11 protein-coding genes are annotated in these 10,659 nt (G+C 35.8%); 1 reads left to right on the forward strand and 10 read right to left on the reverse strand.

Going from position 1 to position 10,659, the window contains the following annotated elements:
* Window positions 1-68: 68 nt before the first annotated feature.
* On the reverse strand, window positions 69-1,145 hold the full coding sequence (locus tag ACFQ18_RS09460) for an isocitrate/isopropylmalate dehydrogenase family protein (protein WP_204798252.1): 1,077 nt from the start codon (window positions 1,143-1,145) through the stop codon (window positions 69-71).
* 326 nt (window positions 1,146-1,471) lie between these two features.
* On the opposite strand from ACFQ18_RS09460, the gene ACFQ18_RS09465 reads away from it, so the two are divergent.
* Window positions 1,472-1,696 (forward strand): DUF1128 domain-containing protein, encoded by a 225-nt coding sequence (locus ACFQ18_RS09465; RefSeq protein WP_047186017.1) that lies wholly within the window; start codon window positions 1,472-1,474, stop codon window positions 1,694-1,696.
* A 43-nt stretch (window positions 1,697-1,739) separates the two neighbouring features.
* Here ACFQ18_RS09465 and rnc read toward each other — a convergent pair whose 3' ends face one another.
* From rnc to ACFQ18_RS09510, 9 genes are all read right to left on the reverse strand, one after another.
* The gene (gene rnc / locus ACFQ18_RS09470) at window positions 1,740-2,417 is read right to left on the reverse strand and encodes a ribonuclease III (RefSeq protein WP_047186016.1); all 678 of its coding nucleotides are present in this window, start codon (window positions 2,415-2,417) and stop codon (window positions 1,740-1,742) included.
* Window positions 2,418-2,489: 72 nt separating this feature from the next.
* A complete protein-coding gene (gene acpP / locus ACFQ18_RS09475; protein WP_047186015.1) occupies window positions 2,490-2,723 on the reverse strand; it encodes an acyl carrier protein in 234 nt (77 codons plus the stop codon).
* A gap of 139 nt (window positions 2,724-2,862) precedes the next feature.
* Window positions 2,863-3,603, reverse strand: coding sequence for a 3-oxoacyl-[acyl-carrier-protein] reductase (gene fabG / locus ACFQ18_RS09480; protein WP_047186014.1), 741 nt, complete (start codon window positions 3,601-3,603; stop codon window positions 2,863-2,865).
* Entirely contained in the window at window positions 3,603-4,541 is a 939-nt protein-coding gene (gene fabD / locus ACFQ18_RS09485) for an ACP S-malonyltransferase (RefSeq protein ID WP_047186013.1), read from the reverse strand. The genes fabG and fabD overlap by 1 nt, the downstream gene beginning before the upstream one ends.
* Before the next feature lie 5 nt (window positions 4,542-4,546).
* Entirely contained in the window at window positions 4,547-5,545 is a 999-nt protein-coding gene (plsX, locus tag ACFQ18_RS09490) for a phosphate acyltransferase PlsX (protein ID WP_204798253.1), read from the reverse strand.
* Window positions 5,529-6,116, reverse strand: a complete 588-nt coding sequence (gene fapR, locus ACFQ18_RS09495) for a transcription factor FapR (RefSeq protein ID WP_204798254.1) — start codon at window positions 6,114-6,116, stop codon at window positions 5,529-5,531. The genes plsX and fapR overlap by 17 nt, the downstream gene beginning before the upstream one ends.
* A gap of 138 nt (window positions 6,117-6,254) precedes the next feature.
* Complete coding sequence (recG, locus tag ACFQ18_RS09500; protein ID WP_204798255.1) at window positions 6,255-8,288, reverse strand: ATP-dependent DNA helicase RecG; 2,034 nt, start codon at window positions 8,286-8,288, stop codon at window positions 6,255-6,257.
* Between the two features lie 165 nt (window positions 8,289-8,453).
* A complete protein-coding gene (locus tag ACFQ18_RS09505) occupies window positions 8,454-10,118 on the reverse strand; it encodes a DAK2 domain-containing protein (RefSeq protein WP_204798256.1) in 1,665 nt (554 codons plus the stop codon).
* 24 nt (window positions 10,119-10,142) lie between these two features.
* Complete coding sequence (locus ACFQ18_RS09510; RefSeq protein ID WP_047186009.1) at window positions 10,143-10,505, reverse strand: Asp23/Gls24 family envelope stress response protein; 363 nt, start codon at window positions 10,503-10,505, stop codon at window positions 10,143-10,145.
* Between the last annotated feature and the right edge of the window lie 154 nt (window positions 10,506-10,659).

Genomic DNA, 10,659 nt, shown 5'->3' on the forward strand with positions numbered 1-10,659 from the left:
ATAGTGGTCTACTTTGTTGCTTTAGGGAGTAGTATTGGTATGGAAGTATATAACTATGTAGTAATTTCTCACTTTTGTTGTTGAATCTTATTCATAACGGCTTTGGTAAAAGAAGTTGTCGTCTCCTTTCCATTCAAATCAACCGTCTTTATTCCTTTCCCCATAACTGTATATATACTTTGTTCTATCAGATTGGCAATTTCAATTAACTTATCATCTTTATGCTTATCACCAAGCCATTGAAGCAACATTACGGTTGATAGGATTATTCCGACGGGGTTGGCTTTATTTTGACCAGCTATATCTGGAGCAGATCCATGAGCAGCTTGAGCCATTACCTGTTGGCTATTCGTGTTAATGGATGGTGCCAACCCCAAACTACCTGCAAGTTCTCCCGCTAAATCTGATAAAATATCTCCAAACATATTCTCTGTTACAATAACATCAAACTGATGAATATTTCTTACAAGGTGAGCCGTCATTGCATCAATATGATAATCATCCACTTGAACATCTGGATAATCTTTTGCAACCTCCAAACAAATATCTTTAAACATACCGGTTCCTAGTCTAATTACATTCGCTTTATGTACAATCGTCACTTTTTTCCTTCTACTCATAGTCGCTTCAAAGGCTGCCTTCGCAATTCTTGTAATAGCCTTTCTTGTGAAGACCCCGGTGGACACAGCTACATCCGGCGTTATTTTCCACTCCCCAGATCCTGAATACATGTTGCGATCTGGATAAAAGCCTTCCGTATTTTCTCGATAAATAACTAGATTTGCATTTTCTACCAAACCTTTTACACCTGGAATCGATTTCGAAGGTCTAATATTCGCATACAAATCAAAGGAATGACGTAATTCTCCACTAGGGTTTCTTATCTCTTTAAATTTATCAGGATAGGAAGCTGAATCATGGGGACCCATAATCCAACCATCTAGCTCAGCTAATGCTTCTTTTGTTGAAGATGGTACCGGATGACCTAATTTATCAATAGCTTCCCAACCAATAGGGAGATATTGAAATTCCAAAACGTTCAGCTCCAAACGTCTGCTAGCTGCGTTAACTATCTCAACAGTTGAATCTACAATCTCTGGACCGATTCCGTCACCATATAGAACGCCAATCTTGTACGGACTCATTTTTAATCTACTCCTTTTTAAGTTAGCTAAATAATTATCTTTTAAAGGTAAAGAACACTAATTAAATTGGTTATTTTTAGTTTACTGCAAGCGTAGCCATAATTGAAATAACAATTTTTTATAATTAAACATAAATAAAAGGAATAACACCAAGTTATAATTATAATAGAGGGTTCAGATAACTAAGGCGGATTTTTTATCGTACTTGATAAAAAGTCATTGGCTTTTTGTCGCATTTATCTTATCATAAAATTAGTGACATAAAGAAGTATGGAATCAATACATAACGCAGATTAGCAATTGTATCTAAAATGGGGGGATTGCAAATGGATTTAAAAGTAGCATCACAAGAGAATCTTAAAATTCTTCTTGATGAATTAGCAGATAAATTAAATGTGGTAAATCGAGGGTTACTAGATGCTGAGGATTATGATATTAATAAATATGATGATCTGAAACTAATGTACGATATCATTAAGAAAAAAGGACAACTTAGTACGTTAGAGACGCAAGCATTTGTCGAAGAATTGGGCTCTATAAGAAAGAAATAAGAAATAGCAAAAAGCTGTTATTCCCAGAATAACAGCTTTTCTACTAAGCATTAAAAGTATCCAGTGCAATCTTTGCTGCTCTTTGCTCTGCTTCTTTTTTGGTTCTACCAATTCCTTCGCCAACAACTTCATTATTAATGAATACATTAGCAATAAACTCTTTATTATGTGAGGGTCCTTTTTCATTCACTATTTTGTACTCAATAACTCTGTTTTTATATTGCTGAATATATTCTTGTAATTGGCTTTTATAATCCATCGCATGCGAAAAAGTACCAGCTTTTATTTTCGGAAAAACATGTTCTTTTAGAAAATCTAAAGCTATATCAAATCCCTGATCGAGATATAACGCGCCAAGAAAGGCTTCAAATACATCGGCTAAAATTGCTGGGCGTTCTCTTCCACCAGTTTGCTCTTCCCCTTTACCTAGTAGCAAATAATCCCCAAAATGAAGATCTTGTGCAAATCCTACTAAAGATGGTTCACACACAATCGCAGCTCTTAGCTTCGTCATTTCACCTTCTGGCATTTGTTCATGATTTCGATACAAGTATTGAGACACACCTAGTTCAAGAACAGCATCCCCTAAAAACTCCAACCGTTCATTATCCGAAAATACTTCCTTCCGATGCTCATTCACATACGATGAATGTGTAAAAGCCTGCCTGATTAAATCATGATCATGAAAGGACAGGTTTAATTGCTTTTCCAGTTGTTCCATATTTTCACCTCTGAGAAGTAGATACGGAAAGTCTCGCAATAATTTGCGAGACTTTCCTATTATTAGGATTGTTTACTGTTGACTATTTATGTAATTAACAGCATCCCCTACTGTATTAATTTTTTCAGCTTCTTCATCAGCAATTTCCATATCAAACTCATCTTCAAGTTCCATTACTAACTCAACAACGTCTAGTGAATCTGCCTCTAGGTCATCTTTAAAAGATGCTTCTAGCGTGATTTTTTCTTCATCTACATCAAGACGATCGATAATAATTGCTTTAACTCTGTCAAACACATCTGCCATTACTATTCACCTCCCTTCAAATAGTATCAATTAATTTAGCAAAACTTATTCTTAGCTAAATTTTTAATTTCAAAAGACTTTCTTAAAATTGTATAATATCATATCCATAAAATAAATTACTAGTAAAAACTCAAGAAATTTACATAACCATTCCGCCATCAATATGAAGCGTTTGACCTGTCATATAATTTGCATCATCTGAAGCAAGGAATCGAACTACTTTCGCAACATCTTCAGGTTGTCCTAATTTATGTAAAGGAATTAACCCTAACATTCCTTCTTTTTGTTCATCTGTTAATTGATCTGTCATATCTGTTGCAATAAATCCAGGTGCTACAGCATTCACTAGAATATTACGTGAAGCAAATTCCTTCGCAGTTGTTTTTGTTAAACCGATGACTCCTGCTTTAGCAGCCACGTAATTAGCTTGTCCAGGGTTACCAGATACACCAACAATCGAAGCAACATTAATAATTTTACCAGATCTTTGCTTCATCATTTGTCTAGCTACGGCTTTCGTACATAAGAATACCCCTTTTAAGTTTGTAGTAATGACATCATCAAATTCTTCTTCTTTCATTCGCATTAAAAGATTATCCCTTGTTATACCAGCATTATTTACAAGTATATCTAGGCTACCAAATTGGCTGGTAACTTCTTTTATCATGCCTTTAACTTCCGATTCATTCGCAACATTCGCTTGGATTTTGAATGCTTTTACACCGTAGCTTTCAATTTCTTCCACAACTTGTTGCGCTTTTTCTTCACTGCCAGCATAATTCACAGCAACATTTGCACCTTTCCTCGCTAGTTCAAGTGCAATTGCTCTTCCAATACCTCGAGATGCACCGGTTACTAAAGCATTTTTGCCTTTTAACATTAGTTATCCTCCTTATACCATGAGATAAATTTATTCATTGAATCGATATCTTGTATTGAGAAAGTTGGTATCTTCCGGTCGATTTTTTTCAAAAGGCCGCTTAAAACCTTGCCATTTCCAACTTCCACAAATGCATCTATTCCTTCCTCCATCATGTTACGTATGGACTCTTCAAATCTCACAGGAGAATACAATTGTTTAATAAGAAGATCTTTTATTTCATTTTTTTTTGAAACTGGTTTAGCAGAAACGTTAGCGTAAACTGGAATTTTAGAATCATTAAATTCTATTTGATTTAAATAGTTAGAGAATTCCTCGTTCGCGGATTTCATTAATCTGGAGTGGAATGGACCACTAACATTTAAAGGTAAAACTCTCTTCGCACCATTTTCCTTTAATAATTTACTTGCCTCTTCAATTCCTTCCTTCGAACCAGAAATAACTATTTGTCCTGGACAATTTAAATTTGCAATATCCACTACTTCATCTGTAATAGATTGTATTGCCTTTGCGATTTCCTGCTCGTTTAAGCCTAATACAGCTGCCATGGTACCCTTGCCTTTTGGAAAGGCATTTTCCATTAATTTCCCTCGGGTGGCAACAAGTGGTAATGCATTATCAAAACTTATTGCACCTGCAGCAACTAATGCACTATATTCCCCTAAACTATGTCCAACTGTCATAACAGGTTCAATTTCCTCTTTAATAAGCAGTTGATGTGCAGCAATACTTGAAAGCAATAATGAAGGTTGAGCATTTTCCGTTTCCGTTAACGTTTCTTTCGGCCCTTCAAACATTAATTTGGTAATATCTTTATTTAATAATTCATTTCCTTTATGAAAAAGTTCTTGAACTTCTGGATATGTATCATAAAATTCTTTTCCCATCCCAATATCTTGGGAACCTTGACCTGGAAACATAAAAGCAACACGTTTCATTTTCTTCACTCCTTCTCATATTCCATTGATTCAACCGTTGTTTTGATAGTATCTGTTACATTATGATCCACCATATGTTTCGCTTGTTTTACAGCACTTACAATTGCTCTATGTTTAGAAGAACCATGAGCTTTTATAACCGGAGCTGCTAGGCCAAATAAACCTGCACCACCATATTCAGAGTAATCTAATTTACCTTTCAAACCACGTAAATCATTTTTTAGAATTGCTGCACCTAGTTTTGTTTTAAAAGAAGACATCATCGTATCTTTTAATATTGTAAAAAGACTATTTGCTGTTCCCTCGATTGTTTTTAAGGCGATATTCCCACTGAATCCATCAGTAACTACAACATCTGCTACCCCGTCAAGTAAATCACGTGCTTCCACGTTTCCAATAAAATTGACAGGTGCGTTCTTTAATTGTTCAAATGTTTTTTTAGTTAAATCATTGCCTTTTCCATCTTCCGTACCAACATTTAATAATCCTATAGTAGGGTTAGTAATGGAACGCACTTTTTCAGCATAAACGGAACCCATAATAGCATATTGTACAAGGTGTTGTGGCTTAGCATCCACATTTGCACCTACATCTAATAGTAGAAACCCTTTACCATCTATAGTTGGTAATGTTGGTGACAGTGCAGGTCTATCAATTCCAGGTATTCTTCCTACGACAAACAACCCCGCACTCATTAATGCACCAGTATTTCCAGCAGAAATACATGCATCAGCACGTCCTTCTTTTACTTCCTTTGCAGCTAAAACAAGAGAAGCATTTTTCTTTCGTCTTACCGCTCTCACTGGTTCGTCATTTCCAGTAATAACTTCTTCTGTATGGATAATATCAAGATTCTCACGATTCGTTAATAGTGGATTGATTTGTTTTTCATCCCCTATTAATGTGATATGTAGATCTTTTATTTCAGAGACAGCTTCCATAGCTCCTAAAACTATTTCTTTCGGAGCGTGGTCTCCTCCCATGGCGTCAATTGCTAATCTCATGATTGTCTTCTCCTTTATCCGTAGATCTGTACATATGAAATATTCCAGTAAATACTTTTTCATTTCCTACAAAACTATTTACTTTAACTTTTGTTAGCCCTTTTTGGTTCCCCTCTACCATTGCTTTTGCCACTACTCGTTCGCCTTCTTTTACTTGCCTAGTAAATCTTATATCAGCCTTTGCAGTGAGTGCTAGTTCATCATTAATTAGTGCAACAGCAAGAGAATTGGCTTGAGCAAATAAATGGTGACCACGGGCTATTTTATTTCTTGAGAATACTAAATCTTTATTTATATCTAATATAGATATAGCTCTTCTGTCTAATTCTAGATCAATTACTTCTCCGATGACTTCCTCAAGTGGTAGTGCTTTTACAGTCTCATTCCATTGATTCGTTGCTACATTTCTTATCCTTTCTCTTAATTCCGGAATCGAAAGCTCCATCCGATCTAGCCGGATGGTTTGTATGCTAACTGAGAAGTAATTCGCCAATTGCTCGTCCGTTATAAATGGTGTTTTCTCTATCTTTTCTTTTAATAATTTTTGTCGTTCTGACTTTGATCGCTTCATCCTATCACGCACCGTTCAATCTATTAGCTTTATTCCCTCCGGCTACAACGGCCAGCAAACTTCACATTTCCGACTCATTCTATGACTTGGTACTAATAGTAATATATTATACCATTAATATTTATGCAAGTAATGTTATTAATCTAATATATTTGCAAATGAGGGGTCTTTTTCTAATAGTTGTCTTAAATAATAATATTCCTCATCAGCATATAGAAGATTATTCTCAATAATTTCTTGTGCATCGGAGCGTGCTGTTTCAAGGGCTTTAAAGTCATGTACCATATCCGCTACTTTAAATTCGGGCATACCACTTTGTTTTTTACCAAAAAAGTCACCTGGTCCCCTTAATTTAAGATCTTGCTCTGATAATTCAAAACCATTCGATGTCTCGGTCATAATTTTCATTCTTTCCTTACCGACTTCTCCTTTTGGATCAGCAATTAAAATGCAATAGCTTTGTTTATCTCCTCTACCAACCCTTCCGCGTAATTGGTGTAATTGCGATAGTCCAAAACGTTCTGCATCATAAATTACCATGATCGTAGCATTAGGAACATTCACACCTACCTCAACAACTGTAGTCGATACCAATACCTGTACTTCATTGTCGGCAAATTGTTTCATTACTTCTTCTTTTTCAGCCGATTTTAATCGTCCATGCATCAGCCCTACTTTAACTTCAGGTGGAAAAAATTCCGTTAATTGCTCATATAAGTCGACCGCATCTTGAATATCTAACTTATCCGATTCCTCAATAAGTGGACAAATAACATATGCTTGTTCTCCCAATGCTACATGTTTCTCAATCATACGTAACACTCGCTCGAACATATTGTCTTTCGCCCAGTATGTTTCAATTTCCTTTCTTCCTTTTGGCATTTCATTAATAGTGGAGACATCCATATCTCCGAAAGCCGTTATAGCCAACGTACGAGGAATTGGTGTAGCAGTCATGAAAAGAACATCAGGTTTAAGTCCTTTATCTCGTAACATTCTACGTTGCTCCACGCCAAAACGATGTTGTTCATCAACAATAACAAATCCTAAATCAGAAAAATTTACATCCTCTTGAATTAACGCATGTGTCCCTATTAAAATATCTATCTTATGTTCTTCTAATGCAGATATGATTTCCTTCCTTCTCTTACCTTTAATGGATCCCGTTAGCAACGCAATATTGGCTTTATCCTTAAATAATTCAAGTAAGGATTCATAATGCTGCTCCGCTAAAATTTCTGTCGGTACCATGAGAGCTCCTTGTTTTCCCGCTGTCTTTGCTGCGTATAACCCGATAGCTGCGACAGCCGTTTTTCCTGACCCTACATCTCCCTGTAATAAACGATTCATACGGTACGGGGATTTCATATCTTTTAATATCTCTTTTAAAGATTTCCTTTGTGCATTTGTTAAGGTAAAAGGGAAACCTTGAATAAATTGTTCAACTTCCTTTTCATCGTAACTTTGTGCGTTTCCTATAGAAGCTTCACGATTGATTTTACGTAATAATTGCATTTTTAATTGAAAAAGTAAAAATTCCTCAAATATAAATCTTCTTCTCGCATGTTTTAAAGCTATTCGATTCGGTGGGAAATGCATTGTTTTAATCGCAGTTTTTCGTTCAGGAAGTTTATAGGAAGTTAAATATCTCTCTGGAATAAATTCTGTTATTTCATTCCATTTATAATCCATTGCAGATTGAATGGTTTTTCTTATTCTTGCATTCGTAAGCTTCCCTCTTAGTGAATACATAGGTTGAATGGTTGCATCTTGATTAGCTGGTCCGATTTTATAATTGCTGACAGTTATTTGAAGCCTGTGGGCATCCCATTTTCCCGTTAACGTCACAGTGGCATCTGAATGTATTTGTTTCTTGGCAAAAGCTCTATTAAACATTACTGCCTTAACCGCTACACCTTCTACTTCAACAGTAAACGTAAGTCGTGATTTTTTTCTGCCATAAACTTGAAGTCTTGGTTCATGTATGACGGTACCTTCAATCGTCACTTTGTCCTCATGAATGAGTTCAATAAGCGGTTTAATTTCAAATACATCATATCGATAAGGGAAATATTCTAATAAATCTCTTATGGTATAAATATTTAATAATGCCAATTCCTCAGCGTATTTTTCACCTATTCCAGTTAGTTCTGTAATAGACTCATCAAGCAAATTAATCACTCTTTCTATTAATAACTATTAAAATCGTTTTTAACTTTAGATTAAATTATAACAAAAAGTAGCAGAATCACCATGTAGAGATTCAAAAATAAAAAACACCAAACCGACGAACCCAAAACTATAGTTTCGGGTTCGTACAAAAATTTGGTGTTTTATTTATTCAACTGATAAAATATAGGAATAGATAGGTTGATCCCCTTTGTGCACTTCCACTTCAATATCCTCATATTCACTTTCAATATATGCCACAAGCTTCTCGACTTCAGACGATTGAACATCTTCCCCATATAACACGGTTACTATTTCATCATCATCTGATATCATTTCTTTTAACAATAGTTTTAGTGCTTCTTCTCTATTAGGATGAGAAGATTTAATATCTCCGTCAATGATACCCATAAAGTTATCTTTTTCAATTGTAATGCCATTAATTTGAGTATCTCGAACTGCATAAGTAATTTGACCGGTCTTTACTTGTTGTCTAGCAGAATCCATTGTTTGTTGATTTGTTTCGATATCTGATTCGGGATGAAATGCAAGTATGGCACTAATACCTTGCGGGATCGTTGTTGTCGGTACAACCGCAACCGTTTCTTCTACTAATTCAGCAGCCTGATCCGCAGCCATTCTAATATTTTTGTTATTCGGTAAGACTATAACGTTCCGAGCATTTGCTTGTTTAATCGCATCTGCTATATCCTGAGTACTAGGGTTCATCGTTTGCCCACCTTCAATAACAACGGTAGCACCAAGGCTTTCTAAAAGTTCCTTAATCCCCTTACCCATTGCAACGGTTACGATAGCATACTTTTTCTTTTCTTCTTCCGCAACCTTTTTCTTATGCGTATCTCCAACAATTGCACTATGCTGCTCACGCATGTTCTCAATTTTCATGTTGATGAGGCTACCATATCGTTGACCTAACGTAAGACAAGTCCCCGGAGTTTCAGAATGTACATGGACTTTTACAATATCTTCATCAGAAACAACTAATAAAGAGTCACCAATTTCACTTAATTCTTTTCGAAATTCATCTTCATTGTATGGATTTTCAGCTAACTTTTCTTCTTCAAACTTCACCATGAATTCCGTGCAATAACCAAATTTAATATCAGAAGTATCCATAAAATCTTGTGTCACTTTATGATGCTCTGCATTAACCATTTCTTCCATATCGATATTAGAAAGTCCTTCGGGTAATTCTTCACCCTTAAGTGCGGCTAAAAACCCCTCGTAAATAGTTACCAAACCTTGTCCACCTGAATCAACAACACCAACTTCTTTTAATACAGGCAAGAGCTCTGGAGTTCGCTTTAAGGAAGCCTTAGCCTCCTCCAAAATGACTTCCATTAATTGGATAATATCTGTTTCGGTTTTTGCTGTCTCTACTGCCTTTTTTCCAGCATCTTTAACTACCGTTAAAATGGTACCCTCTACAGGCTTCATCACTGCCTTATAAGCAGTTTTCACTCCAAAGTCAACTGCCATCGCAAAATCCTCAGCAGTAAGGGTTTCCTTTTTTTCCATCCCTTTTGCAAAGCCCCGGAAAATTTGAGATAAAATTACCCCAGAATTTCCTCTAGCACCCATTAATAACCCTTTGGAAAATGCATTCGCAACTTCTGAGGCATTGGAACTATTTAATTTTTTCACTTCATTTGCACCCGAAGTCATGGATAAATTCATGTTTGTTCCAGTGTCACCATCCGGTACTGGAAATACATTTAATGCATCAATCATTTTGGCGTTATTGGCTAAATGATGTGCTCCAGTTAAAATCATATTTGTTAACATAACGCCATCTATTTTTTCAAATGTCACAATACTTCCTCCTACTTAAAGAACCTAATCTCGGGCTACCCGAACTCCTTGAATGTAAATATTCACGGAGTCAATGGATAGACCAAGCGACTGATTCAGTGCGTATTTTACCTGAGACTGTACATTACTAGCAACTTCGGATATTTTGGTTCCGTAGCTAACTATAATATACATATCTATATGTAATTTTTCGTTTTCTTGACGAACGATAATACCTTTAGAATAATTTTCTTTCCTAAGTATTTCAGCTATTCCGTCTCTAATTTGACTTTTTGAGGCCATGCCGACAATACCATAACATTCTTCGGCGGTTCCCCCAGCAATTGTCGCAATTACTTCATTCGTAATCGTAACTTGACCATCATTCGTATTTAGCTCTATGGACATAAAAATCCTCCTTAAACCCTGCTAATATATGAAAAGTATACTATATATTAGCCTATTTTAAAAGAATGACTCTAACTATGTATGTGTCAAGTTTTTCTCGGTGTGTCTTTCACACCAATATTTCCGGCACTCTATTTTTGTACACTTTTTCGGC

This window comes from Oceanobacillus caeni, assembly GCF_042678465.1.
In the GTDB taxonomy this organism is placed as follows: domain Bacteria; phylum Bacillota; class Bacilli; order Bacillales; family Amphibacillaceae; genus Oceanobacillus; species Oceanobacillus caeni.

Coding starts and splice junctions, on each gene's coding strand:
- ACFQ18_RS09460 (WP_204798252.1), bottom strand. CDS start 1,145: ATGAGTCCGTACAAGATTGGCGTTCTATATGGTGACGGAATCGGTCCA.
- ACFQ18_RS09465 (WP_047186017.1), top strand. CDS start 1,472: ATGGATTTAAAAGTAGCATCACAAGAGAATCTTAAAATTCTTCTTGAT.
- rnc (WP_047186016.1), bottom strand. CDS start 2,417: ATGGAACAACTGGAAAAGCAATTAAACCTGTCCTTTCATGATCATGAT.
- acpP (WP_047186015.1), bottom strand. CDS start 2,723: ATGGCAGATGTGTTTGACAGAGTTAAAGCAATTATTATCGATCGTCTT.
- fabG (WP_047186014.1), bottom strand. CDS start 3,603: ATGTTAAAAGGCAAAAATGCTTTAGTAACCGGTGCATCTCGAGGTATT.
- fabD (WP_047186013.1), bottom strand. CDS start 4,541: ATGAAACGTGTTGCTTTTATGTTTCCAGGTCAAGGTTCCCAAGATATT.
- plsX (WP_204798253.1), bottom strand. CDS start 5,545: ATGAGATTAGCAATTGACGCCATGGGAGGAGACCACGCTCCGAAAGAA.
- fapR (WP_204798254.1), bottom strand. CDS start 6,116: ATGAAGCGATCAAAGTCAGAACGACAAAAATTATTAAAAGAAAAGATA.
- ACFQ18_RS09510 (WP_047186009.1), bottom strand. CDS start 10,505: ATGTCCATAGAGCTAAATACGAATGATGGTCAAGTTACGATTACGAAT.